At 72.9% G+C, this 24,135-nt stretch carries 20 protein-coding genes, 1 tRNA gene and 1 pseudogene; 5 read left to right on the forward strand and 17 right to left on the reverse strand.

Features of this window, described 5'->3' with window-relative positions:
- Positions 1–159 precede the first annotated feature (159 nt).
- From fxsT to IEY99_RS16875, 3 genes are all read right to left on the reverse strand, one after another.
- Entirely contained in the window at positions 160–2,298 is a 2,139-nt protein-coding gene (gene fxsT, locus IEY99_RS16865; RefSeq protein WP_189204241.1) for an FxSxx-COOH system tetratricopeptide repeat protein, read from the reverse strand.
- Positions 2,295–2,717, reverse strand: coding sequence for a hypothetical protein (locus IEY99_RS16870; protein WP_189204243.1), 423 nt, complete (start codon positions 2,715–2,717; stop codon positions 2,295–2,297). Before IEY99_RS16870 ends, fxsT begins: the two co-directional genes overlap by 4 nt.
- Before the next feature lie 612 nt (positions 2,718–3,329).
- Positions 3,330–3,425 (reverse strand) — tRNA-Sec (locus IEY99_RS16875).
- Positions 3,426–3,493: 68 nt separating this feature from the next.
- Here IEY99_RS16875 and selD point away from each other — a divergent pair.
- Entirely contained in the window at positions 3,494–4,498 is a 1,005-nt protein-coding gene (selD, locus tag IEY99_RS16880; RefSeq protein ID WP_189204245.1) for a selenide, water dikinase SelD, read from the forward strand.
- Positions 4,499–4,519: 21 nt separating this feature from the next.
- On the opposite strand, the gene nrfD is transcribed toward selD, so the two are convergent.
- The 7 genes and pseudogenes from nrfD to IEY99_RS16910 all read right to left on the reverse strand — a co-directional run bounded on the left by nrfD (position 4,520) and on the right by IEY99_RS16910 (position 11,584).
- Positions 4,520–5,488: an NrfD/PsrC family molybdoenzyme membrane anchor subunit gene (gene nrfD, locus IEY99_RS16885; protein ID WP_189204248.1), complete on the reverse strand. Its 969-nt coding sequence runs from the start codon at positions 5,486–5,488 to the stop codon at positions 4,520–4,522.
- A complete protein-coding gene (locus tag IEY99_RS16890; protein WP_189204249.1) occupies positions 5,485–6,390 on the reverse strand; it encodes a 4Fe-4S dicluster domain-containing protein in 906 nt (301 codons plus the stop codon). The genes nrfD and IEY99_RS16890 overlap by 4 nt, the downstream gene beginning before the upstream one ends.
- Positions 6,391–6,403: 13 nt before the next feature.
- A pseudogene (fdh, locus tag IEY99_RS16895) lies at positions 6,404–9,613 on the reverse strand (formate dehydrogenase); the annotation flags it as partial.
- Between the two features lie 21 nt (positions 9,614–9,634).
- Positions 9,635–10,099, reverse strand: coding sequence for an SRPBCC domain-containing protein (locus IEY99_RS16900; protein ID WP_229798809.1), 465 nt, complete (start codon positions 10,097–10,099; stop codon positions 9,635–9,637).
- Entirely contained in the window at positions 10,096–10,437 is a 342-nt protein-coding gene (locus IEY99_RS16905) for an ArsR/SmtB family transcription factor (protein ID WP_189204251.1), read from the reverse strand. The genes IEY99_RS16900 and IEY99_RS16905 overlap by 4 nt, the downstream gene beginning before the upstream one ends.
- A gap of 77 nt (positions 10,438–10,514) precedes the next feature.
- Entirely contained in the window at positions 10,515–10,649 is a 135-nt protein-coding gene (locus tag IEY99_RS34920) for a hypothetical protein (RefSeq protein WP_268245121.1), read from the reverse strand.
- A gap of 68 nt (positions 10,650–10,717) precedes the next feature.
- A complete protein-coding gene (locus IEY99_RS16910) occupies positions 10,718–11,584 on the reverse strand; it encodes a hypothetical protein (protein WP_189204252.1) in 867 nt (288 codons plus the stop codon).
- Positions 11,585–11,808: 224 nt separating this feature from the next.
- On the opposite strand from IEY99_RS16910, the gene IEY99_RS16915 reads away from it, so the two are divergent.
- Entirely contained in the window at positions 11,809–12,363 is a 555-nt protein-coding gene (locus tag IEY99_RS16915; protein ID WP_189204253.1) for a hypothetical protein, read from the forward strand.
- A 102-nt stretch (positions 12,364–12,465) separates the two neighbouring features.
- On the opposite strand, the gene IEY99_RS16920 is transcribed toward IEY99_RS16915, so the two are convergent.
- Entirely contained in the window at positions 12,466–13,083 is a 618-nt protein-coding gene (locus IEY99_RS16920) for a TetR/AcrR family transcriptional regulator (RefSeq protein WP_189204254.1), read from the reverse strand.
- Positions 13,084–13,132: 49 nt separating this feature from the next.
- Here IEY99_RS16920 and IEY99_RS16925 point away from each other — a divergent pair, with 49 nt between their 5' ends.
- Positions 13,133–14,125, forward strand: coding sequence for a DUF2867 domain-containing protein (locus tag IEY99_RS16925; protein WP_229798811.1), 993 nt, complete (start codon positions 13,133–13,135; stop codon positions 14,123–14,125).
- A 19-nt stretch (positions 14,126–14,144) separates the two neighbouring features.
- On the opposite strand, the gene IEY99_RS16930 is transcribed toward IEY99_RS16925, so the two are convergent.
- From IEY99_RS16930 to IEY99_RS16940, 3 genes are read right to left on the reverse strand one after another with little or no spacing between them, the layout of a single operon-like run.
- Entirely contained in the window at positions 14,145–14,774 is a 630-nt protein-coding gene (locus tag IEY99_RS16930) for a phosphoribosyltransferase (RefSeq protein ID WP_229798813.1), read from the reverse strand.
- Positions 14,775–14,823: 49 nt separating this feature from the next.
- On the reverse strand, positions 14,824–16,104 hold the full coding sequence (locus IEY99_RS16935) for an erythromycin esterase family protein (protein ID WP_189204839.1): 1,281 nt from the start codon (positions 16,102–16,104) through the stop codon (positions 14,824–14,826).
- A 28-nt stretch (positions 16,105–16,132) separates the two neighbouring features.
- On the reverse strand, positions 16,133–17,107 hold the full coding sequence (locus IEY99_RS16940; protein ID WP_189204257.1) for an SMP-30/gluconolactonase/LRE family protein: 975 nt from the start codon (positions 17,105–17,107) through the stop codon (positions 16,133–16,135).
- Positions 17,108–17,216: 109 nt separating this feature from the next.
- On the opposite strand from IEY99_RS16940, the gene IEY99_RS16945 reads away from it, so the two are divergent.
- Positions 17,217–17,678 (forward strand): Lrp/AsnC family transcriptional regulator, encoded by a 462-nt coding sequence (locus tag IEY99_RS16945; protein ID WP_189204259.1) that lies wholly within the window; start codon positions 17,217–17,219, stop codon positions 17,676–17,678.
- Between the two features lie 29 nt (positions 17,679–17,707).
- Here the strand turns inward: IEY99_RS16945 and IEY99_RS16950 are convergent, their stop codons facing one another.
- Together IEY99_RS16950 and IEY99_RS16955 are read right to left on the reverse strand one after the other, a co-directional pair.
- The gene (locus IEY99_RS16950) at positions 17,708–19,609 is read right to left on the reverse strand and encodes a SpoIIE family protein phosphatase (RefSeq protein WP_189204261.1); all 1,902 of its coding nucleotides are present in this window, start codon (positions 19,607–19,609) and stop codon (positions 17,708–17,710) included.
- A gap of 182 nt (positions 19,610–19,791) precedes the next feature.
- Positions 19,792–20,106: a type II toxin-antitoxin system PemK/MazF family toxin gene (locus IEY99_RS16955; RefSeq protein WP_189204263.1), complete on the reverse strand. Its 315-nt coding sequence runs from the start codon at positions 20,104–20,106 to the stop codon at positions 19,792–19,794.
- Between the two features lie 170 nt (positions 20,107–20,276).
- On the opposite strand from IEY99_RS16955, the gene gnd reads away from it, so the two are divergent.
- A complete protein-coding gene (gnd, locus tag IEY99_RS16960; RefSeq protein WP_189204265.1) occupies positions 20,277–21,704 on the forward strand; it encodes an NADP-dependent phosphogluconate dehydrogenase in 1,428 nt (475 codons plus the stop codon).
- A 2-nt stretch (positions 21,705–21,706) separates the two neighbouring features.
- On the opposite strand, the gene IEY99_RS16965 is transcribed toward gnd, so the two are convergent.
- A complete protein-coding gene (locus tag IEY99_RS16965) occupies positions 21,707–24,034 on the reverse strand; it encodes a putative bifunctional diguanylate cyclase/phosphodiesterase (protein WP_189204267.1) in 2,328 nt (775 codons plus the stop codon).
- Positions 24,035–24,135 lie beyond the last annotated feature (101 nt).

Consider the following 24,135-nt stretch of genomic DNA (forward strand, 5'->3'; position numbering starts at 1 on the left):
GGTGCATCCGACCTGGCGGGGCGGACGGGAATCGAACCCGCCTGACCCGGACACCGCGTCACACCGGTGGTGAAGACCGGGGATCGCACAGCAGACTCACCAACTTGGCAATGGCGTTGCGCGTATCGGCCAGGAAGCGCCTCGGTGACCTCTCCCGTGTCAAGGAACGATGGAGGCGATCGCCTCGTCGAGCCGCCCGGCCGCCCGGTAGGCGTAGGCGAGGTTGTTCCGCGAGGTCAGCGTGTCCGGGTTGTCCTCACCGAGCAGCCGCCGCCGGTCGGCCAACACACTCTCGAACTCGCTGATCGCCTCGTCCAGCCGCCCCGCCGCCTGGTAGGCGTAGGCGAGATTGCTCCGCGAGGTCAGCGTGCTGGGGTGCTCCTCGCCGAGCAGCCGGCGGGAATCGGCCAGCACACTCTCGAACTCGCTGATCGCCTCGTCCAGTCGCCCCGCCGCATGGTAGGCGTAGGCGAGGTTGTTCCGCGAGGTCAGCGTGCTGGGGTGCTCCTCGCCGAGCAGCCGCCGCCGGTCGGCCAACACACTCTCGTACTCGCCGATCGCCTCGTCCAGCCGCCCCGCCGCCTGGTTGGCGTAGGCGAGGTTGTTCCGCAAGGTCAGCGTGCTGGGGTGCTCCTCGCCGAGCAACCGGCGGGAATTGGCCAGCACACTCTCGAACTCGGTGATCGCCTCGTCCAGCCGCCCCGCCAGCTGGTAGGCGGTGGCGAGATTGTTCCGCAGGGCCAGCGTGTCCGGGTGGTCCACCCCGCGCAGCCGCCGGAAATCGACCAGCACACTCTCGTACTCCCTGATCGCCTCGTCCAGCCGCCCCGCCGACCGGTAGGCAAAGGCAAGATTGTTCCGCGAGGTCAGCGTGTCCGGATGGTCCACCCCGCGCAGCCGCCGCCGGTCGGCCAGCACCCTCTCGAACTGGTCGATCGCAGCGTTGGTCTGGCCTTGAAACTGCCGGTAGGTGGCAGCCCGATCTCCCACATGGAGGATCGCGGCGATTTCGTGATCGTCGGCAAGGTTGGTGGTGAGAGCGTCGATATGAGGCAAGAGGGCGACCCATCGCGGCCACCCCTGCACGTTGTTGATCGGGTCGTCCGGGATTGCGTCCGCAAGCAGTCGGGCAGCCTGCTGCTGCGCGGCAACGGTGGTGGCCTCCTGCTGGTTGTACCGGGTGACGGCTTGGACCAGGCGGTGCACGCTCACCGTGCGATCGGTCCGGTTGATCATGCTGTAGGAGGCCAGCAGAGCCAGGGCGTCATCGACGTCCGCGGGGTCGTCGGCCAGCGAGACCAGGACGTCCTCGGGCAGGTCGTCGGGAGCCAGCCACGCGAGCACGTCCATCACCTGCGCGGCGAGCCGGTTGTCTGCGGCGATGGAGTTCATGGTGAGCGTCCACACCGAGGCGACAGCCCGGCCGTCTTTCCCGCCGAAGCCGCTGCTGCCGGCCAACCGGGGGAACTGATCGGTGAGCAGGGTGCGGTAGTCGTCGAAGCTCATCCGATCGTGCTGACTGACGTAGGCGGCGGCCTGTTCCAAGGCCAGCGGCAAGTCCCCGAGTTCGGCGGCCAGCCGGTCAGCGCCTTCGCGGTCACCGGACCGGCCGGTGAGCCGGGTCAGTAGATCAACCGACGCCGCCCGGGCCAGCACACCTAGCCGGAACGGGGTCAACCCGAGCGTCGCCCACCTGGCCGCTCCCAGATCACGTCGAGTGGTCACCAGGATGTGCCCGTTACCGCCGACGACGCCGAGCAGATCGGCGATGTCGTTGACATCTTCGACGTTGTCCAGCACCAGCAGCCAGCCGGTGTGGGCTTGCAGCCATCCCAGGGCCCACGTCTGCGCGTCTGCCAGCGTCGCGACCGGATGCAACCGGCGGGTCAGCGCCGCCAGCCCGAGACTCAGTTTCTCGGTGCTGTCAGCGGTGATCCACCACACCAGCGAGTACCGCGTCAGGTTCGCGCGGGCATAGTGGTTGGCCAGCTCGCTCTTACCGATCCCGCCGAGGCCGTGCACCGCGCCCGCCTGCCCGACCACCACACCGGAGTCGTTGCCGCCGAGCTGATCGGCAAGCACCCGCAGATCCCGGCCCAGAAACACCGCCGACGCCCGCGGCAGGTTGTGGACTATCGCACCGACACCGGCAGTCTGCGGCGGCGGCAGCCCGTCCGCAGCCACACCGATGTTGATCTGAGAGTTGTGCGAGCCGACCTGCACACCCTGGCCGCCGGCGACCTCCACCTCGTAACTACCGCCGTCGGTGGTGGGCGCGGGCGGCTTGTCGGCACTCACGTCGAGGACGTGAACGTGTTGGTCTGGGTATTGCCCGAGCCGACCTGCACCCCCTGTCCGCCCGAGACGGTCACCGTGTACCTGTCCCCGCCCACGCCGGCCTCACCTAGCATCTGCGACAGATCCCGCACCAGTTCCGGCTCCTGCGACAACGCCTTCACCAGGTGCGCCCGCAACATCGCCGCCGTCGCCTCATCCCCCGGGGACTCGGCCATCTCGACCACCGCCGCCTGCACCTCATCGCCGCGACCGGACGTGAACAGCCGCCGCAACAACCGGCGTCCCAAACCGAGCGTCGCGTCGGCCCCGGCATCAGCGGCGGTATCGGTCACCTTCTGTACCACCGCACCCCCGTACACGCCGGCAGCAGCCGAGAGGAACGGCATCACGTCCTGCACCAACAGTCCAAGATCAACCATGGGTGATCAACTCCTTGCACAACGTCACCACAGGTCTACCAGAATGCCGCAACCCCAGTCAGCCTCGCCGCTACCTTCCGAAGCAGAACCGGGCGGAAGTGGCCCCAGCCATCCCGTCACCCTCGACCCGCCCACCGTAGGAGCGGGCACCCGCCGCCCGCCGCGTCAAGACGGCCTTGATACTCGGTACCCGGCGCGGCGGGCGCCGGAGGGTCTGCCGTGATCGTGCCGCCCGAACCCGACGGCAGAGTGTCGTGCAGCCCGACCTACGGCAGCAGACCCGTCTCGTAGTGGACCTGCGCCTACGCGTGGCGACTCGCCCGCAAGCGACCCTCACTGAGGCACAGCAGCGTTCGCCTCTCGCAGCACGCCCCTACGATCTGTACCAAGTGCGTCGACGGACAGCAGGAGGCCGCGCGGCGCAGGATGGAGCGGGCGCTCCACGAGCGCGACGATCCGGACGCCGTCTGATCCGCTCGAATCTTTGCCGCGTCTTTGCCGCGACCAGTGGGCCATAGCGGTCATCAGTGGGACTCACCGAGAACTCGTGGGGATCGGTCCAGCGACCTCGTCTGGCTGCTTTTCTGCTGCTCAGGCGGGATGCTCACTGGTTGGCGGAGGCGGACGGGAATCGAACCCGCCTGACCCGGATACCGCGTCACACCGGTGTTGAAGACCGGGAGGGGCACCAGCCACCTGAACGCCTCCGTCGATCACCCTAGCCGCCGGTCCACCGTGACCGGCGGGCGGCCCGGCGGGCGTGGGACAGTGCGGGGGTGACGACGAGTGGACGGCTCACCCAGTACGCGCACGGCGGCGGGTGTGCCTGCAAGATTCCTCCCGGCGAGCTCGAGGCCGTGGTGGCCGGGCTGGTCGGGCCGGCGGCGCCGCGGGGGCCCGGGGAGCTGGTGGTCGGCCTCGACGACGGCGACGACGCCGCCGTGGTGCGGCTGGATGCCGGGCTTGCCGTGGTCGCCACCGCCGACTTCTTCACGCCGGTGGTCGACGATGCGTACGACTGGGGGCGGATCGCCGCCGCCAACGCGCTGTCCGACGTGTACGCCATGGGCGGCACTCCCGTCGTGGCCGTGAACCTGCTGGCCTGGCCGCGGGACGTGCTGCCCATGGAGCTCGCCGGCGAGGTGCTCCGGGGTGGGCTGGACGTGGCGCGGGAGGCCGGGTGTCACGTGGCCGGCGGGCACAGTGTGGACGATCCGGAGCCGAAGTACGGCATGGCGGTGACCGGTGTCGCCGACCCGGACCGGCTGATGCGCAACGACGCCGGGGTGCCCGGGACTCCGCTCACCCTCACCAAGCCGCTCGGCATCGGCGTGCTGAACAGCCGGCACAAGGCCACCGGCGAGGTGTTTCCCCAGGCGGTGGCCGCGATGGTGGAGCTGAACCGGGCCGCTTCGCGGGCCGCGCTCGCCGCCGGGGCGGTGTGCGCCACCGACGTCACCGGGTTCGGGCTGCTCGGCCATCTGCACAAGCTGGCCCGGGCCAGCGGGGTGACGGCCCGCATCGAGGCGGCCGCGGTGCCGTACCTGGACGGTGCGCGGGAGGCGCTGGCTGCCGGGTACGTCAGCGGTGGCACGCGGCGCAACCTCGACTGGGTGCTGCCGCACGCCGACACCGGCGGCGCCGCCATGGACGAGTTGCTGCTGCTGGCCGACGCGCAGACCTCCGGTGGGCTACTGGTCGCGGGCGAGGTGCCGGGCTTTCCGGTCGTGGGCGAGCTGGTGCCGGCGCGGGCCGGCGGGACGACCCTCGAGGTTCGCTGACCCGACGAGGCCGGTGAGGGCTCAGCCGGGACCGGCGGCGCGGCGGGCGAGGCGCTCGCGCTGCGGCACCACCGTGTACTTCGGGTCCTTCGCCGACGCGACGCCGCCGTCGAAGATGCCGAAGCGGGTCGCCAGCGACGCGGTGAGCAGGGCCAGACCGGACAGCGCCGACACCGCCCTGCTGCGCCGCCCGAGCAGGGCCCCGGCCGTCCCGGCCGCCGTCAGCAGGCGGCCGGCCCGGAGCAGGCGGCCGGCCCGGCCCTGCCGGTAGGGCTCGCTGAGGATGCCCAGGCCGGTCTCGATGCGGTGGGCGCCGTACAGCTCCAGGGCCGCGCCGCCCACGGCCATGCGCCGGGCCGGGTTGGCCCGGTCGCCGGGAGCCGCCAGCAGGCCGATGCCGGCGCCGCTGGCCAGCGCGCTTCCCGCGAAGACGAACGGCAGATGCGGGTACGCCTCGTGCCAGCTCGGGGTGGCCGTGTCGGCGAGCAGCACCGCCGTGTACGTGGCCAGCGCCGGAGCGAGCACGGCGGCGCCGTACTGGCCGGCGGCGCCGACCGGGGGCAGGACGCGGCGCGCGAGGCCGGGCATGCCCCGCCGGGGCAGCAGCGGGGCCGCCTCCGCGACGGCCGCCACCGCGGCCGCGCCGCCGAAGGCGCTGAGGATCCACGTACCCATCGACATCGGCGAGGTGGGCTTCGCCACCCGCAGCATGTTCGCGAAGCGTGCGGGGCGGCCGAGGTCGTGGATGAGGAAGTAGGTGCTGGCGCCGAGCGCGCCGAGCGCGGTCAGCCGCCCGGCGCGGCGCAGCGCGGGCCGTCCGGTGGCGTCGCCGCCGGCGGCCAGCAGCGCCGATCCGGCCGCCAGGCCCCCGGTGAACAGGTACGCGGCGATGTCGTGGTGCCAGACCGGCGGCTTGACGATCGGCCGCCCGTAGTAGGACCGGAAGTCGGCCGGCGGCACCATCGCCCGGTCTCCCCGGCGCGGCGTCATGGGCGGCGTCCCGCGAACGACACGACGACCGTGGCGGCCATGGCGAGCGCGGCCAGCCCGGCGCGCTTCCACATGGCCTTCAGGTCGCGGGTCGGCACCACCGGGTCCGGCGGCAGGCCGTAGACCTCCGGCTCGTCGAGGAGCAGGAAGAAGGCGCCGTCGCCGCCGACGCCGTCGTGCGGGTCGTGGCCGTACAGGCGGGCCTCGGTGACGCCCTGCTCGTGGAGCTTCTCGACGCGGTGGCGGGCGCGGCCGCGGAGCTCGTCGAGCTCGCCGTACTGGATGGACGCGGTCGGGCAGGCCTTCGCGCAGGCCGGCGTGAGGCCGTCGCCGATACGGTCGTAGCAGAGCGTGCACTTCCACGCGCGGCCGTCGTCCTTGCGCTGGTCGATGACGCCGTACGGGCACGCCGGGATGCAGTAGCCGCAACCGTTGCAGATGTCCTCCTGCACCACGACCGTGCCGAACTCGGTGCGGAACAGGGCGCCGGTCGGGCAGACGTCCAGGCATCCGGCGTGGGTGCAGTGCTTGCACACGTTGGACATCATCAGCCAGCGGAAGTCGCTGCGGGGCGCGTCGGCGGTGCGGCCCGGCAGATCCCGCAGGGGCATCCCGAGGAACTGCGTGGTGCCCCGGTCCGGCGGTGCGGTGGCGGGCTGTTCGACGAAGGCGACGTGGCGCCACGAGTTGGCGCTCAGGCCGCCGGTGTTGTCGTACGAGGTGCCGAGGAGGTCGAAGCCGTCGTCGGGGACGAGGTTCCACTCCTTGCACGCCACCTCGCACGCCTTGCAACCGATGCAGACGCTGGTGTCGGTGAAGAAACCCATCCGCGGCGGGGCGTCGACGTGCCCGGCGTCGGGCGCCGGGTCCAGCGGCCCGTAGAGGCTGTTCGGTCCGGCCACGTCAGCTCTCCCCCGGCTCCAGGCCCGCGCGTTCACGGTAGCTTTTCACGTACGCGAGCAGCTGCGGCCCGGTGGGCCGCCGGCCCGGCCGGATGTCGCACGTGCCGACCTTGCTCTCCTGGATCAGCACGTTCGGGTCCAGGATGATGCCGATGAGGTCGTTGGCCGAGTCGCCGGTGACCAGGCCCTCGCTTCCCCAGTGGTACGGCAGCCACACCTGGTGCACGGTACGGTCCTCGATGCGCAGCGGCCGCAGCCGCTCGGTGACCAGCACCCGGGCCTCGATCGCCGCCCGGGCGGTGACGAGGTGCGCCCAGCCGAGGTGTTCCAGCCCGCGCTCGGCGGCCAGGGCGGGCGACACCTCGACGAACATCTCCGGCTGCAGCTCCGACAGGTACGCGAGCTGGCGGCTCATCCCTCCGGCGGTGTGGTGCTCGGTGAGCCGGCTGGTGCTGAAGACGTACGGGAAGACGGTGGTGTCCGGGCTCGGGTTGGTCGGGTTGTCGGACCGGTCGTAGACCTTGCGGGTCGGGTTGGCCTGCTGCTCGTAGAGCGGGTTGCGCACCGTCGACTCGGCCGGCTCGTAGTGGGTCGGCAGGGGGCCGTCGATGAGGCCGCTGGGCGCGTAGAGCCAGCCCTTCCCGTCGCCCTGCATGATGAACGCGTCGTCGCCGGAGATCGCCTCGACGCCGGTCGCGCCCTCCGGCGGCCGGTACGACGGCGGCTTGGTCCGCTCGAAGTCGGGCACGTCGTAGCCGGTCCACTCGCCGGCGTCGGGGTCCCACCACACGTACTTCTTGCGCTCGGACCAGGGGCGGCCCTGCGGGTCCGCGGACGCGCGGTTGTAGAGCGTGCGGCGGTCGGCCGGCCACACCCAGCCCCATTCCCGGGCGACCCAGTCCTGCTCGGTGCGGGGCTTGCGGCGCGCCGCCTGGTTGACGCCGCCGGCGTAGACGCCGGTGTAGATCCAGCAGCCGCCGGCGGTGGAGCCGTCCGGCTGCAGCTCGGTGAAGGCGGACAGCGGCCGCCCGGTGGCGACCTCGAAGCCGTTGATCTCCTTGAGGACCGCCTCGGCGTCGGGCTCGTCGCCGCGCTCGCCGTGCAGCGGATAGTCCCAGGTGAGGTGGAGCAGCCCCTGGTCGCGCGCCGCGGTGGACCCGGCCAGCCGCTCCCGCAGGAGCCGGCCGAGGTGGTAGAAGAACCACAGCTCGGAGCGGCAGTCGCCGGGCGGCTCGACGGCCTTCTCGCGCCACTGCAGCATCCGCTGGGTCTGGGTGAAGGTGCCCTCCTTCTCCGCGTGCGAGGCCGCCGGCAGGAAGAAGACCTCGGTCCGGCACCGCTCGGGCACGATCTCGCCGGTGGCGACCTCCGGGCCGTCCTTCCAGAAGGTCGCGCTCTCGATCAGGAACAGGTCGCGGACGACCAGCCAGTCCAGGTTGGCCATGCCCAGGCGCTGGGCGCGGCCGTGCGCGGAGCCGACCGCCGGGTTCTGCCCCAGCAGGAAGTAGCCCTTGATCTTGCCGTCGATCATGTCGAGCACCTGCTGGTACGTGCCGTGGTCGCCGGTGAGCCGGGGCAGCCAGTCGTACCCGAAGTCGTTCTCGGCGGTGGCGGCGTCGCCGAAGTAGGCCTTGAGCAGGCTGACGGCGTACGCCTCGGCGTTCGCCCAGAAGCCCTTCTGCTCGGGGTGGCGGATGGTGTCCACCCACTGCCGGAACGTCTCGTGCCTGCGGTGGTGCGGCATCGGCAGATAGCCGGGCAGCAGGTTGAACAGGGTGGGGATGTCGGTCGAGCCCTGGATGCTGGCGTGCCCGCGCAACGCCATCACCCCGCCGCCGGGCCGGCCCATGTTGCCCAGCAGGAGCTGGATGATCGCGCCGGCCCGGATGTACTGCACGCCGACGCTGTGCTGGGTCCAGCCGACCGAGTAGACCAGCGCCGTGGTCCGCTCGCGGCCGGAGTTGGCCGTCCACGCCTCGCAGACTTCGAGGAACTTGTCCTCCGGTACGCCGCAGAGCCGCTCGACGACCTCGGGCGTGTAGCGGGCGTAGTGGCGCTTGAGCACCTGGTAGACGCAGCGCGGATCCCGCAGCGTCGGGTCGCGGGGCACGCCGGCGGGGATCGGCGGGCCGTGCGCCTCCTGTTCGAGCCCGGAGGCGGTCTCCCGGTCCGTGTGGGACTCGTCCTCCTGCTGGCCGTGCTCCTGCTGACCCGCGTACTGCCAGGTGCTCTGGTCGTACGTGCGGGTCTCGGGGTCGTAGCCGGAGAACAGGCCGCCGAGCTCCTCGGTGTCCTGGAAGTCCTCACCGACCAGCATGGACGCGTTGGTGTACGCGAGCACGTACTCCCGGAAGTCCTTCTCGTGGGTGAGGATGTAGTTGATCACGCCGCCCAGGAAGGCGATGTCGGCGCCGGCGCGCACCGGCACGAAGGTGTGCGCCAGCGCGCTGGTCCGGGTGAACCGCGGGTCGATGTGGACGACCTTGGCACCGCGGTTCTTCGCCTCCACCACGTACTGGAAGCCCACGGGGTGGGCCTCCGCCATGTTGGAGCCCTGGATGACGATGCAGTCGGCGTTGGCCAGATCCTGGAGGAATCCGGTGGCCCCGCCACGGCCGAAGCTGGTCCCCAGACCGGGGACGGTGGCGGAGTGTCAAATACGCGCCTGGTTCTCGATCTGGATGGCGCCCAGCGCGGTGAAGAGCTTCTTGATCAGGTAGTTCTCTTCGTTGTCCAGCGTCGCGCCGCCCAGGCTGGAGATGCCGGTCGTGCGGTGCAGCGGGCGGCCGTCGGCGTCGGCGTCCTGCCAGGTCTGTTCGCGCGCGGCGAGGACCCGGTCGGCGATCATGGACATCGCGGTGCCGAGGTCGAGCTCCTCCCACTGCGTGCCGTACGGCCGGCGGTAGAGGACCTTGCGCTGCCGGCGGTCGCTGGTGACCAGGCTCTTGCTGGCCGAGCCCTTGGGGCAGAGCCGGCCCCGGGAGATGGGGCTGTCCGGGTCGCCCTCGATCTGGACGACCTCGCCGTCCTTCACGGAGATCCGCTGGCCACAGCCGACCGCGCAGTACGGGCAGACGGACCGGGCCGTCGAGTCGGCGGTCTCGGTGCGTGCCGTCAGGCTCCGGGACCGGGCGGACTGCGCCGCCGCGCCCCGGCCGAGCGGGTCGGGGCCGGTGAGCTGCCGGTAGACCGGCCAGTCCCGGATCCACGTACGGACGCCCATGGAAGCGACTCTAGACCAAGGTCAGCCCTTCAGCTTGGCAAGGTAGACGTCCAGCGCGGCGTAGCTCTGCTCGGCGCCGGCCTCCATGCCGGACTCGATCATGCCGTCCCGGTCGGCCCGGGTCGTGAACCTGGTCGTGCTGGTGACCGTGGTCCTGCCGTCCTGCTCGGTGAAGACGTAGCGCTCGACGGCGACGTGCCCGGCCATGGGCTCGTACTCGAACGTCCAGGTGAAGCTGTCCGGCGCCTGGATCTCGCGGAACTCGCCGCGGAACGCGTGCTGCCGGCCGTCGGCGGTCTCGACGAAGCGCCAGGCGCCGCCGACCCGGAAGTCGATGGTGACGTCGAGCGGGTTGCCCCGGCCCCACCAGTGCCGGATGTGCTCGGCCTGGGTGTGCGCGGCGAAGACCAGCTCCTGGGGTGCGTCGAACGAGCGGCTCATGACCAGCTCGGTGTCGGACGGGGTGCTGATGGCGATGGTGCTCACGACTCCTCCTTCTGCTCCTGCTGCAGGGCGTCCAGGTAGCTGCCGAGCGCGTCGTAGCGCTCCTCCCAGAGCCGCCGGTACTGCGCGACCCAGCCCGCGACGTCCCGCAGCGGGGTGGGCTCGATCCGCACGCGCCGCCACTGGGCCTCGCGGGTCCGCACGATCAGGCCGGCGCGCTCCAGCACGTTGAGGTGCTTGGAGACGGCCTGGGCGGTGATCGGGAACGGGGCGCCCAGCTCGGCGACGGTCGCCTCACCGCGGGCCAGCCGGGCGAGGATGGCCCGGCGGGTCGGGTCGGCGAGGGCGGCGAAGAGGCCGCTGAGAGGGTCCGCTGTCATTTGCGCTCAACCACCTGGGTTATCAACCACTCGGTTTATCAACCGATGGGTTGAGACTACCCCGGGCGGCGGCACTGTCAAGCCCTGCGGGCGTCCCGGATCAGGCGGTAGGAGCGGTGCAGGTGCACGGCCCAGACCGTGACCAGCTCGCGGGCCACCTCGAGGCGGCTCTGGGGCTTGTCGTCGACGCTCCAGCGGCTGATCGGCACCATGCCCTCACTGTCGGCGCCGGCGGCAGCCGACCGGTCGCCCTTGGGATGCATCCCGGGTGCATCGCGGATCAACCCTGGCGATGGTGCCGTTTCACGTAGGTGAAGCCGGGCGCCAACGGCTCCCGGCCGGCCTCGTCGTCCCCGCCGGCCTGCTCGTGGAGAATGCGCTGTTTCTCGGACGCCTGCGCCCCGGGCGGCAATCTGCGGACGAATCCGTTGACCCAGTGGTCCTGCCGCTCGGCGTTCGCGGAATCGTCGTCGTCCGGAAAGGGCGTGGGTTCGACCAGCGGCGCGTAGAACAGCATCCCGGCGGTTCGCTGGCCGTCGACGGCGGGATAGGACGGGTATCCCGACGAGTCGGTGCTGCCGGTCAGCCGGGTGAGGAACCCCTCGCGACCCAGTTGCTCGACGGCGTTGCGGAGCAGGAACGCGCCGCGCGCGCCCCGGCCCAGCCCGCAGTGCCCGGCGAGCTCCGCCTCGACGAGCACCGCGCTGCCGTCGGCGAACACCCGGCCGTGGCGGCGCACCGCGGCCAGCACCTTGGCCCGGTTGGAGTCGTCCGGGACGAACTCGCGGGTGACGACCTTCGGGTCGTACTCGTGGAAGTAGAGGGCACCGTCGACCCGCAGCGGCTCGGCGAGGGCGGTGGTACGCACCACGACCTCGTCCCGGCCGGCCTGCCAGGAGACCGTGACCAGGACCCCGGGCCGCAGGTCGGCCGGCCAGTCGAGGCCGGTGAACTGCCACTCGACGTCCTGCTGGAGGGCACAGCGGAAGACGCGTCGCGCGGGTGCGCCACCGCGGTCGCGGTGCTCGAGGACGACGGTGACCGGCCCGCCGTCGCGCAGCGGCTCCACGCACTCCTCCGGGGCGGCGCAGACGCCGCCGTCCAGATCCGCCCGCCAGAGAGCGAGCCGACGGGTCACCCTCTTCACGTCCACCTCCGCGTGCCCGGCCCACGACCTTACCCGCGGGCCCGCCGTCCGCGATCGCCGGCCGGACGAATTCTCGTGAACAAATGAAAGCGGCGTGCCGGAATTCGCCACACCGATGTCGAAATCGCATTTCACCGCCAATTGCACGGCACCTTGTCCCGGCGCATCGGCCGGATGCAGCCTTCCATGGCGAATGGGCAATGTTTCCGTCGAAGGGAGAAATCGTGGAGACAGCTGTTCCAGGGCATTCCGGAATGGCGCGCCGCGCCGTCCTGCGGGCCGGCGCCGTCACCGCCGGTGTGATCGGCGCCGCCACCGTGAGCTCCGGCCCCGCGCGGGCCGGCGAGTCGGGGACCGCCTCGGTGCAGTCCCAGTGGCGGTGGTGCAACCGGTGCCAGTGCCTGTTCTTCGGCGGCGGCACCACCACGGCCTGGTGCATCGTGGGCGGCGGCCACGACTACGGAGGCAGCAGCAACTACATCGTGACCCACACCTCGGGGGCTGGGCAGGTCGGCTGGCGCTGGTGCAACCGGTGCTACAGCCTGTGGTACGCGGGAAGCGCCTCCGACGGGCGCTGCCACAACGGCGGCACCCACCTGCGCACCACCACCGACTACCGGGTCGCCTACGGCACCGCACCCTCCGGGGAGCAGCCGGGCTGGCGCTGGTGCAACAAGTGCTACTGCCTGGCGTACAGCGGCAACGGTGCGGGCTACTGCCCGGCGGGCGGCGGCCACAACTTCAGCGGCAGCGGGACGTACTACCTGCCGTACGGCTGACCGGGCCGCCTTCGGCGCTCGCCGGCGGGGCGGGCAGCGATGCCGCTGCCCGCGCCGCCGCTGGCGCGGAGTTCGAGGACCAGCAGCCCCGGGCCGGCGGCGTCAGCCGGCGTCGGGGGCCGTGAGCAGGCCGACCACCCGGTCGACGTAGCGGCGCCGAGCCGCCTCGCCGGCGGGCAGGGTGCCGGGCGCGACGTGCGCGAGCTGCGCATAGCCGAGGTACGCGGTGACCGCCAGCAACCCCCGGCGCCGGGCCTCCGCGGCCGGCCAGCCGAGCGCCGCGAACAGCCCGGCCGTGTACGCCACCCGCCGCTCGGTCACCCGGGCCAGCACGGGCGCGACGTGCGGGTGGTCGGCGGTGGCGAGCATCGCCAGCTCGATGGAGCCCTCGTCCGGCACGACCGTGGAGCCCAGGACCAGGCCGATGAGCAGCCGCAGCCGGGCCAGGGGGTCGGGTTCGGCGTCGACGAGGCCGATGACCGCGTCGGTGTGCTCGCGCTCCCAGCGCAGCACGGCCGCCTCGATGAGGGCGTCCCGGTTGGCGAAGTGCCAGTAGAAGCTGCCCTTCGTGGCACCCAGCCGGGCCGCGAGCGGCTCCACCGCGACCGCGGCCAGGCCGCCGCCGGCCATCGCCTCCAAGGCCGCCGCCGTCCAGTCGTCGGCGGTCAGCCGCGGTGACGTCCGTCTCCCGGCACCGCGGGGGGTGGGTCGCTCGCTCATCACTGTACGGTACCGTATGGAAAACATACGGGACCGTATGGAGGCGATGATGACGTCCACGGTGCACAACGTCCACGAACGAGAGTTGCCGGTTCCCGCGGCCGAGGTCGGCCGCCTGCTCGACCGGCTCGGCGCCGTCGACGACCCGCTCTGGCCGGCGCCCGCCTGGCTGCCGGTGCGCTTCGACCGGCCGCTCGCCGTCGGCGCCGACGGCGGGCACGGCGGGATCCGCTACCACGTCACCGGCTACCACCCCGGCCGCCGGGTGGAGCTGACGTTCCACCCGCACACCGGGCTGACCGGCACCCACACGCTGGAGATCGAGGACCGCGGCCCGCACGCCTGCGTGCTGCGGCACCGGCTCACCGGCCGGCCGGCCGCGCGCATGCGGCTGCTCTGGCCGGCCGTGGTCCGCGTCTGCCACGACACCGTCATCGAGCATCTGCTGGACAACGCCGAGCGCGCCGTCACCGGCACCGTCCGGCACCCCGTCCGGTACCCGTGGCGGGCCCGCCTCGCCGTCGGCGTGGAGAGCGTGCGGGTGCGGGCCGTGCCGGTACCCGCCGCGACCCTGCTGGAGGGCACGATCGGCCGGCCGGACCTGGCCGACGCCTTCGCGCTGCGGGTGCCGCCCGGCACCACCACCGACCCGCAGGACTGGGCGGACGCGGTGTTCCGCAACCCGCCCCGGGCGGTGGTCGCGCTGCTGCGGCTGCGCAACCGGCTGGTCGCCCCGTTCGGCATCGAGCGCGGCGACGAGTCGGCCTTCGCCACCATCACCCGTACGGACCGCGAGGTGCTGCTCGGCACCGACGCCGGCCACCTCGACTTCCGCGCCGGTGTGCTGGTCGAGCCGGACGCCGACGGCACCACGGTCACCGTGTCCACCCTGGCGGCGACCCGGTCCCCCGCCGGCCGCGCCTACCTCGCCGTGGTCCGCCTGGTGCACCCGCTGGTGGTCAGGGCGATGCTGCGCCACGCCGGCCGCACCACCGTCGCGCCGTGGCGGTCCGGCCCGGGCCGGATCGCCGCCCGGAGGTGACCGCCGCCCGCCGCCCGGGTCACCGCCCGGGCGAGACCGCGTGATCCTGGCGGTCCGGCACGGCCGTGCCGTCGCGCACATCGGCGTCGGTGAGCTGGGTGAAGTCCTCGTAGAACCAGCCCACCGCGCCGAAGCGCGCGGGCCGCTCCAGGCAGATCACCAGGTCGGCGTCGGCGGCCAGCGAGTGGTCCGCCTCGCGGGAACAGACCGGCGCGGCCAGCACGAGCGCGTGGGCGCCGCGCGACCGGATCCAGCGCAGCGCCGCCCGGGCGGTCACCCCGGTCGCCACGCCGTCGTCCACCAGGATCGCCAGCCGGTCGGTGACGTCCGGCGGGGGTCGATCGCCCCGGTAGACCTGGATCCGGCGGGCCAGTTCCCGCCGCTCGGCCGCGACGGTCCCGGACAGGTCCGCCTGGGTGAGCCCCAGCGTCGCGAGCAGCCCGTCGTCGAAGACCGGCTCGCCGTCCTCGGCGATCGCCCCGACGCCCAGCTCCGGCCGGCCCGGCGCGCCGATCTTGCGGGCGACCACGAGGTCGAGGTCGGCGGCGACGGCGGCCGCGACCCGCGCGGCGACCGGCACGCCGCCGCGCGGGAGAGCCAGCACGAGCGGGCGCCGGTCCAGACCGAAGTTCCCGAGGTGCCGGGCCACCCTGGCACCCAGTCGTCGTCCCGCCGCGGCGCGGTCGGCGAAGCAGCACTCAGACACCGGACGGGAACGCTTCCGGCTCGCGGACGTCGACGGCCAGGGTGTGCAGGGGGCGCAGGGCACTGGTGTCGTCGAACCACAGGAAGGCGTCGTACCGCTCGCCGAGGATCGTCGGGACGTAGTTGCCCCAGCGCTCACGCTCGGGGTGGTAGACCACGCCGATCGCGCGGTGGACCAGCTCGTCGGTCAGCAGGGGCGGCTGGTCGTCGACCGGCGGGAAGACGAAGAGCGCGGGGCTGGGCGCCGTCGCGTGCAGGACGTCCTCCAGCGAGTCGGGCCGGGCGGGTGGCACACCCATCACCTCCATCGGGGCACCCCAGGCGTTGCCGGCGACGACGGTGCCGCGATGCCCGCCGAAGCCCACCAGCAGCACCCGCTCGGCGCCGAAGCGGTTGCGGGCCAGCTCGCCGATGGTCACCTCGCCGTGCAGCGTCTGATCGGTCGCCCGGGCGTCGCCCACGTGGGTGTTGTGCGCCCAGACGACGGCCTTCGCGTCCGGACCGTAGTGCGCGAGCAGGCGGTCCAGGGTCTCGTCCATGTGCCGGTCGCGGATGTTCCACGACTCCGGCCCGCCGGTGACCATCGCCCGGTAGTACCGCTCGGCGCCCGCGACGATCTCGGCGTTCTGCCAGGCGGCGAACTCGCCCGAGCGCTGCGCCGCGCGGGACCGCAGCTGCACCAGCAGGTCGACGACCTGGCTCTCGCAGGTCGCGCCGACGAAACGGGTCGCCCAGGCGTACGACTGCGGGTCCTCCGCGTACGGCTCGAAGCACCGGTACGCCTCCAGCGCGGCCGGCACCCGCTCGGGATCGTGCTCCTGCAGGTGCACCAGGATCTCGCGCAACGACTCCCAGAGCGAGTACACGTCGAGCCCGTGGAACCCCACCCTGGGCTCCCGGGTCTCGTTGTGCCGGCGCAGCCACCGGCAGAAGTCGACGACCTCCTCGTTGGCCCACATCCAGGTCGGCCACCGGTCGTAGGCCAGCAGCGCCTCGCGGGGATCCGCCGGCGCGCCGGGCAGCGCCCGCACGCTCTGGTCGACCCGCTCGCAGTCGGGCCAGTCCCCCTCGACGGCGACGAAGGAGAAGCCGAGCTCCTCGATCAGCCGCCGGGTGAACGCGCAGCGCCAGGCGTAGTACTCGTGCGTACCGTGACTGGCCTCGCCGAGCATGACGACCCGCGCGCCCGAGGCACGATCCAGGAGAACGTCGAGGTCGCCGGGATCGGTGAGCTCGGTCGCCAGCGAGGCGACTTCGTCGCCGTAGCGGGACATGACCGTCGCATACCCCACCCCCGGACCCTCATACGTCCGATGATTGGCCGATCCCGTGCGCGGTCGGCGATTCCGCGGAAATCGGCTCCGGCCGCCGCGGGTAGTCCGCGCCGTTGACGGTGACCCGCAGCGCGTACACGGCGGCGCCGGCGGTGATGAAGAGGTGGTTGCGCTTGGGGCCGCCGAAGGTGAGGTTGGCGGCCGGCTCGGGCAACAGGAGCTTGCCGATCAGCGTGCCGTCGGGATCGAAGCAGTGCACGCCGTCCCAGGCGGCGGCCCAGACCCGTCCGCCGTCGTCGACCCGCAGGCCGTCGAAGCGCCCGTTGTCGCATTCGGCGAAGATCTTCCCCCCGGTCAGGGTGCCGTCCGCGGCGACGTCGAAGACGCGCAGGTGGCTGGGCTCCTGCCGGGTGTCGGCGACGTAGAGCCGCCGCTCGTCCGGGGAGAAGGCCAGGCCGTTGGGCCGGCAGAAGTCGTCGGCGACCACGCGCAGCTCACCGGTGGCCGGATCCAGCCGGAAGACGTAGCAGGCGCCGCCGAGCTCGCTCTCGGCCCGGTTGCCCTCGTAGTCGGAGTTGATGCCGTACGGCGGGTCGGTGAACCACACCGTGCCGTCGGCGCGGACGACGACGTCGTTCGGGCTGTTGAGCCGCCGGCCCCGGTAGCGGTCGGCCAGCACGGTGACGGTGCCGTCGTGTTCGGTGCGGGTGACGCGCCGGTTGCCCTGCTCGCAGGTGACGAGCCTGCCGCGGCGGTCGACGGTGTTGCCGTTGGCGTAGCCGGAGCCCTGCCGGAAGACGCCGACGGCGCCGGTCGTCTCGTCCCAGCGCAGCAGCCGGTCGTTGGGGATGTCGCTCCACACGAGGAAACGCCCCGCCGGGAAGTACGCCGGCCCCTCGGTCTTGCGCGCGCCGGTGTGCAGCCGCTCGACGACGAAGTCGCCGTCGATGTACCGGAAGCGTTCGTCGAGCACCCGGAACTCGGCGGGAATGGTCTCCACCATGGCGCACTCCTCTGCAGAGAGCTGAGGTTCGTTCGGCGAAAAACTATCATCTCCGAATCAGGTATGGTCAAGCCTGAGCGCAGGCAACTGACATTCGGAGGGGGAAGCGTTGGACGAGACAGACCGGGCCTTGCTGGCGGCCCTGCAGGCCGACGCCACCCAGCCCTACGCGGCGCTCGCCAGGGAAGTGGGCCTGTCCGCGGGCGCGGCCCACGACCGGGTCCGGAAGCTGCGCGAGCGCGGCGTCATCCGGCGCACCACCGTCGACGTCGACCCCGCCGCCGTCGGCCGCGGCGTGCTCGCCTTCGTCATGCTGCAGGCCGACGCGTGGATGGGCGACCCGGCCACGCACGACGCGCTCGCGGCCGTCCCCGAGATCCAGGAGGCGCACATCATCGCCGGACCGGCGTCGGTGCTGGTGAAGATCCGCGCCGCCACGCCGGAACATCTACAGGCGGTCCTGCGCCGCCTCTTCGACATCGACGGCGTCACCGGCACCCAGACCATCGTCGTGCTGGAGACGTTCTTCGAACGCCCCGTCGACGTCACCGGCCCGCCAGCGGCCCCGTGAGGCCTGACGGCGGGCTTCGGCGGCCCGGATCAGCCGGTACGCAGGAAGTGCCGCAGGTCCTGGGTCTCGCCGGTGATCGGGCGGACCGCCAGGACGCAGGTGTCGTCGTCCGGGTTGGCCCGGCGCAGGCGGCTGAGGAGCTCGGCGAGCGGCTGGCGGGGGGCGGCCGCGACCGCCTCGTCGACCGTGCGGATGACCGCCTGGAGCCCGTCGTCCAGGCCCCGGCTGCGGTGTTCGACGAGCCCGTCGGTGTAGCAGAGCAGGACGTCGCCGATCTGCAGGTCGAGGACCGCGCAGCCGTACTCGGCGTCGGCGACCACGCCGAGCATCGGGCCGGTCGGGCGGGGCAGCGGGGCGGTACGGCCGCCCCGGGACAGCAGCGGGGGCGGGTGGCCGGCCTGGGCCCAGGTGAGCCGGCGGCGGGCCGGCTCGAAGCGGGCCACGATCGCCGTGGCCGCGGTCTCCGGGGTCTCCTCGTCGAGATCGCAGGTCAGGCGGTTGAGGTGGCCGAGCAGGACGCCGGGGTCGCTGGTGGTGACGGCGAGGGCGCGCAGGGAGTGCCGCAGCTGGGCCATGGTGGTGGCGGCCTGGGTGCCGTGGCCCGCGACGTCGCCGACCGCGAGCAGCACCGAGCCGTCGCGCAGCGCCGCCGCGTGGTACCAGTCGCCGCCGACCATGCCCTCCTGTTCCGCCGGGAGGTAGCGCACCGCCACCTTCAGCCCGGGCAGCGCCAGCGGGCCGTCGGGGATGGGCAGGATGATCTGCTGGAGCCGGGATGCCAGCTCGTGCTCGGCGGCGAGCGAGCGGCGCTGCTCGGCGAGCTGGTGCTCGACCTCGGCGAGGCGCTGGACGCTGGTCTCGCGGGCGGTGACGTCCTGGACGATGCCGAAGATGCGCAGCGGCGCGCCGGCCCCGTCGCGGACCGCGTCGACGACCGAGCGCAGGTGCTTGATCCGGCCGTTGATGCGGATCCGGGTGGTGACGTCGACCTGTTCGCCGCGCTGGAACGCCTCCGCCGCGGCGAGCCGCAGCGGGAGGTCCTCCGCGACGCCGAGGGCCTCGGACTCCTCGCGGGCCAGCGGGCCGAGCGCCGGGTCGCGCTCGTAGATGCGGTAGAGCTGCTCGGACCAGCGGACCTCGCCGCTGACCAGGTCCCACTCCCCCCAGCCGAGGTTGCCGAGGCGCTCGGTGGCCGCGATCCGGTCGCTCTCGGCGGGATGGGGGTCGTGCTGCTCCCAGGTCACGAGCAACCCCGGGCCGAGCCGGTGCGCGCGCACGCTGTAGCGGTCGCCGGCATGGTCGAACGGCCCGATCTCGGCCGGTGCCCCGGTGTCCAGCACCCGTTCGTAGATCAGCCACCGGGCGGTGACGAGCGTCTGCGGGAAGAGCATGCTGATCCGGGAGCCGACCAGCCCGCGGCCGTGCCGCCCGTCGGCGGCCGCGGCCTCCGGGCTGGTGGCCGCGAACTCGAGGTCGGCGAGCCGGCCGGCCGCGTCGCGGACCGGGATGAGCAGGGCGTGCTGGCCGGGCATCGCGTCGAGCACGGCCTGGACCACGTCCGGCCAGCCCTCCGGCCGGCACGCCGGCGCGGCAGCCCCCGGAGAGCCCGTCGCCGGTGCGGGGCCCGGGGCGTCCGGCGGGGCGGCGGTGGCCGCGGAGTACGGCGGCACCAGCAGCGCGGCGCCGTCCGTCCGGTGCTCGGGCACGTCCAGCAGGCGGATCACCCCGGCGGCCACGTCGGCGAGGTCGCGGTGCTGCTCGGCGCTCATCCGCAGCAGGTGCCGGTGCGCATCGGTGAGCCGGCACCGGGTCCGTCCGGCCAGCAGCCCGACGGCCCGGTCGACGACGGCGCGGGAGGCGTCCTCGGCGGGCCGGTTCGCGGCCGTCCGCAGGCTCTCCACCGCCTCGATGTACGCCTGCCGACCGCCCATCCGCCTTCCCGCCCCCTCTCCCGCGAGCACCGCCGGACACCATCGTCATCCTGGATACGCCAGGGCGCTCGACGACGTCATCCCCCGAACACCCCCACCCATATCCGACCAGCGGCGCATGCGCGGCGGGATCACCCGGACGGGCTACCGCGAGCGGGCACCGGGCGCTGCCGCAACGGCGGTCACAGCTCGAAGAACTCGCGCATGGCCTCGGTCAGCCGGGCCATGCTGGCGCCCGTCACCATGCCGATGCGCTCCGCGCCGACGGAGGCCGGAAGGCGGCGCATCCGGTTGATCACGACCACGCCGGTGATCGGGTCCTGCTCGGTGAGGGCCACCGCGTACGGCGGCAGTTCGGTGATGCCGCGCTGGCGCACGATCGGGGCGCAGAACGGAGATGCGTTGGTCCGATCGTTGTAGCTGTCGGCCGAGAGCACGAGGACCCGGTAGCGCAGGTCGGTGCGGCTGCCGATGGTCCAGATCTCGCCGCGCTTCACGCGCCGAGCGTACCGTCGGGCGGATCTCCGGTCGTCGCGCGACCCGGCACCGGCGGGTGAGGGATCCTCACGACCGGTCGAACCCTGGACGTGGTGGATCCGTAACAATGAGCGCAACGGCTTGCGACGGACGGGTTGCAGCCCGCCTCTCGCGTGGAGGAAGGACGTTCATGACGGAAAAGGCCCGAATCGGGGTGACCGGCCTGGCGGTGATGGGCCGCAACCTGGCCCGCAACTTCGCCCGCCACGGCCACCCGGTCGCCGTGCACAACCGCAGTTACGGGCGGACCAAGGAACTGGTCGAGGAGTTCGGCCACGAGGGGACCTTCATCCCCGCGGAGAGCGCCGAGGACTTCGTCGCCAGCCTCGAACGGCCGCGCCGCGTGGTGATCATGGTGAAGGCCGGCGAGCCGACCGACGCGGTGATCGAAGAGTTCGCGCCGCTGCTGGAGCCCGGCGACATGATCATCGATGCGGGCAACGCCCACTTCGCGGACACCCGCCGGCGCGAGGCGGCGCTCAGGGAGCGGGGCCTGCACTTCGTCGGCGCCGGGGTCTCGGGCGGCGAGGAGGGCGCCCTGCACGGCCCGAGCATCATGCCCGGCGGCTCGCCGGAGTCCTACGAGGCGCTCGGTCCCCTGCTCGAGGACATCGCGGCCAAGGTCGACGGCGAGCCGTGCTGCGTGCACGTCGGCCCGGACGGCGCCGGCCACTTCGTCAAGATGGTGCACAACGGCATCGAGTACGCCGACATGCAGCTCATCGCCGAGGCGTACGACCTGCTCCGGCAGGCGGGCGGCCACGCGCCGGCCGAGATCGCGGACATCTTCCGGGGCTGGAACTCCGGCCGGCTCGGCTCGTACCTGATCGAGATCACCGCCGAGGTGCTGCAGCAGGTCGACGCCGAGACCGGCAAGCCGTTCGTCGACGTGGTCGTGGACCAGGCCGAGCAGAAGGGCACCGGCCGCTGGACCGTGCAGTCCGCGCTGGACCTGGGCGTCCCGGTCAGCGGCATCGCCGAGGCCGTCTTCGCCCGCGCCCTGTCCGGCGGCGCGGACGTGCGCGCGGCGGCCGCCGGCCGGCTGCCCGGCCCGTCGGCCACCGCCGGCGCCGCGGACCTGCAGGCGGACGTGGAGCAGGCGCTCTTCGCCTCCAAGATCGTCGCGTACGCCCAGGGCTTCCAGCAGATCCAGGCCGCGAGCGCGGAGTACGGCTGGGACATCGACCCCGGCGCCATGGCGAAGATCTGGCGCGACGGCTGCATCATCCGGGCCAAGTTCCTCGACCACATCAAGCGGGCGTACGACAAGCAGGCCGGCCTGCAGACCCTGCTGGTGGACGACTACTTCCTCGACGCGGTCAGCGGCGCCCAGGCGGCGTGGCGGCGGGTGGTGGCGCTCGCCGCCGAGCAGGGCATCCCGGCGCCGGGCTTCGCCTCGGCGCTGGCCTACTACGACGGCCTGCGCTCGCGACGGCTCCCGGCGGCGCTGATCCAGGGCCAGCGCGACTTCTTCGGTGCGCACACCTACCGCCGGGTGGACAAGGACGGTTCCTTCCACACCATGTGGGGCGCGGACCGCAACGAGGTCACCGCCTAGGTTCAGACCGCGACGGTCGCGGTGGCGGGACTGGTCATCAGGACCGCCACCTCGGCCGGCGGCAACGGCCTGGCCAGGTGGTAGCCCTGGCCGAGCCGGTAGCCCAGCCGCCGCAGCCGCTCCGCCTGGTCGGCGGTCTCGATGCCCTCGGCCACGGCGTACAGGTCGAGGTGCTCGGCGAGCTGGGAGACGGCGGCCGCCACCGCGAGGCGGCCCCGGTCCTCGCCCTCGCAGATGCCGTCGACGAAGGACTTGTCGAGCTTCAGCACGTCCACCGGGAAGGCGCGCAGCAGGCTCAGGCTGGACTGACCGGTGCCGAAGTCGTCGAGCGCCAGGCGCACGCCGAGCCCGTGCAGCGCCTCGAGGGTGTCGCGCACCTGGCGGCCGTCCACCACCGAGGACTCGGTCACCTCGAGGACCAGGTTCGCCGGCGCCAGCCCCGTGTCGGACAGCACCGCCGCCACCTCGTCGACGAAGCCCGGGTCGCGCAGCTGGCGGCCCGCCACGTTGACGTTGACCGAGGCGATGGCGGCCTCGCCGTACTCGGCGCGCCACGCGGCGAGCTGCGTACACGCCTCGCGCAGCACCCAGGAGCCGAGCGGGACGATGAGCCCGGAGCGCTCGGCCACCGGGACGAACTCGCCGGGCGGCACCATGCCGCGGGCCGGGTGGTTCCAGCGGACCAGCGCCTCGGCGCCGGCCATGCGCCCGGTGACGAGGTCGAAGACCGGCTGGTACACCAGGTGCAGCTCGTTGCGGACGAGCGCGTTGTGCAGCTCGCTGCCGAGGCGGGCGTGGTTGACCACCTCGTGGCGCATCCGCGGCTCGAAGCGCGCCCAGGAGGCCTTGCCGGCGGCCTTGGCCTCGTACATGGCGATGTCCGCGTTGCGCAGGACCTCGTCCGCGCTGTCGCCGGGACCGGCCAGGGCGACCCCGATGCTGGCGTGCGCGAGCAGCTGGTGCTCGCCGACCCGGAAGGGCTGGGCGAGTGCCGCCAGCAGGCCCGCCGCCGCCTCCTCGGCCTCGGCCGCCTCGTCGGTGCCGACCAGGACGCCGAACTCGTCGGCGCCCAGCCGCGCCGGCAGGTGGGTGACGGCGCTGTGCTGGCGCAGCCGCTGGGCGACCTCGTAGAGCAACTGGTCGCCGACCGCGTGTCCCATGGTGTCGTTGACCATCTTGAAGTCGTCGATGTCGACCAGCAGCACCGCGGCGGCCAGGTGCGCGTCCAGGCGCTCGGCCAGCACCGCGCCGAAGCGCGCCCGGTTGGCCAGGCCGGTGAGCGGGTCGTGCATCGCCAGGTGCGCGAGCTCGGCCTGCTGGCGGCGGGTGCCCTCCAGCATCCGGTCGTTCTCCCGCCGGCCGAGCAACTGCCGGGCGACGACGAAGGCGGCGATGAGGACCGCGCCGATGATCACCATCCGCGGGCCCGAGTCGAGCTGGCGGGCGGAGACGGTGACCACCAGGGCGGCGGTCGCGAGGACCGAGGCCAGGGGCAGCGCGTGGTAGAGGCTGCGGCCCCCGGCCGGCCTCGGCGCGCCGCCCGGCCGCGCCAGGACGAGCTGCTGGCGGTACGCCGCCAGCGCCATCGCCGCCCCGACGACCGGTATGGCGAGCACCGAGAGCCACAGCCGCCCGGTGTCCCCGCCGACCACGATCAGCACCGACACCACCACGCCGATGAGGGGCGCGACGGTGAGGATGCGCAGCGCCAGCGAGTCCACCACGCTGGCCGGGCTCATCGCGGCGCGCCCGATCACCACGAACGCGATGAGGCCGCCGACGTTGACGACGGCGGCGCCGTACTGGGTCAGCGCGTCGATGCCCGGCGGGGCGAGCTGGAGCACGACGTACCAGAAGATCAGGGTCCCGGCCACGGCGACGGTCGCGCCGTCCAGCATCAGCTGGGCCCAGCGCAGCACCGACCGCCGCTCGCGCGGCAGATGCAGGAACGCCAGCATCAGCAGGGCCACGCCGATCAGCATCGGGCCGGCCACGTACGGTGAGATGCCCGGCCGGTTGTTGGACAGCGCGAAGCTCACCGTCGCGCCGACGCCCACACAGATCGCGGCATGCGAGTAGAGCCGCCAGAAGCCGCGGACCGGGCGGGCCACGACGATCGTCGAACCGATCCGGTGGCAGGCGAGGAACGCGGCCGCCATGGCGACCGGTCCGGCGGCGTAGCCGGGACGGATCGACCCGCCCGGATCGCGCACCAGCAGCCACACCAGCACCGCCACCACCGTGCCGGCCGCGGCCGCCAGCGGCAGCGGGGCGGGACGTGCCGGTCGACGCGCATGCCGGCGGCCCACCCGCTGGGCTGCTGGCGTCATGCTGGGCACGGTTCCCTCTTGCGGTCGGCGGTTCTCTGGCGAGAGACAAGTCGGCGCCCGGGACGGGAAGCTGAGAATTCCGGCACCCGGCGCGGACCGCC

Source organism: Couchioplanes azureus (assembly GCF_014648355.1).
GTDB lineage: Bacteria > Actinomycetota > Actinomycetes > Mycobacteriales > Micromonosporaceae > Actinoplanes > Actinoplanes azureus.

Coding starts and splice junctions, on each gene's coding strand:
- IEY99_RS16870 (WP_189204243.1), bottom strand. CDS start 2,717: ATGGTTGATCTTGGACTGTTGGTGCAGGACGTGATGCCGTTCCTCTCG.
- nrfD (WP_189204248.1), bottom strand. CDS start 5,488: ATGACGCCGCGCCGGGGAGACCGGGCGATGGTGCCGCCGGCCGACTTC.
- IEY99_RS16905 (WP_189204251.1), bottom strand. CDS start 10,437: ATGACAGCGGACCCTCTCAGCGGCCTCTTCGCCGCCCTCGCCGACCCG.
- IEY99_RS34920 (WP_268245121.1), bottom strand. CDS start 10,649: ATGGTGCCGATCAGCCGCTGGAGCGTCGACGACAAGCCCCAGAGCCGC.
- IEY99_RS16920 (WP_189204254.1), bottom strand. CDS start 13,083: ATGAGCGAGCGACCCACCCCCCGCGGTGCCGGGAGACGGACGTCACCG.
- IEY99_RS16925 (WP_229798811.1), top strand. CDS start 13,133: ATGACGTCCACGGTGCACAACGTCCACGAACGAGAGTTGCCGGTTCCC.
- IEY99_RS16935 (WP_189204839.1), bottom strand. CDS start 16,104: ATGTCCCGCTACGGCGACGAAGTCGCCTCGCTGGCGACCGAGCTCACC.
- IEY99_RS16940 (WP_189204257.1), bottom strand. CDS start 17,107: ATGGTGGAGACCATTCCCGCCGAGTTCCGGGTGCTCGACGAACGCTTC.
- IEY99_RS16950 (WP_189204261.1), bottom strand. CDS start 19,609: ATGGGCGGTCGGCAGGCGTACATCGAGGCGGTGGAGAGCCTGCGGACG.
- gnd (WP_189204265.1), top strand. CDS start 20,277: ATGACGGAAAAGGCCCGAATCGGGGTGACCGGCCTGGCGGTGATGGGC.
- IEY99_RS16965 (WP_189204267.1), bottom strand. CDS start 24,034: ATGACGCCAGCAGCCCAGCGGGTGGGCCGCCGGCATGCGCGTCGACCG.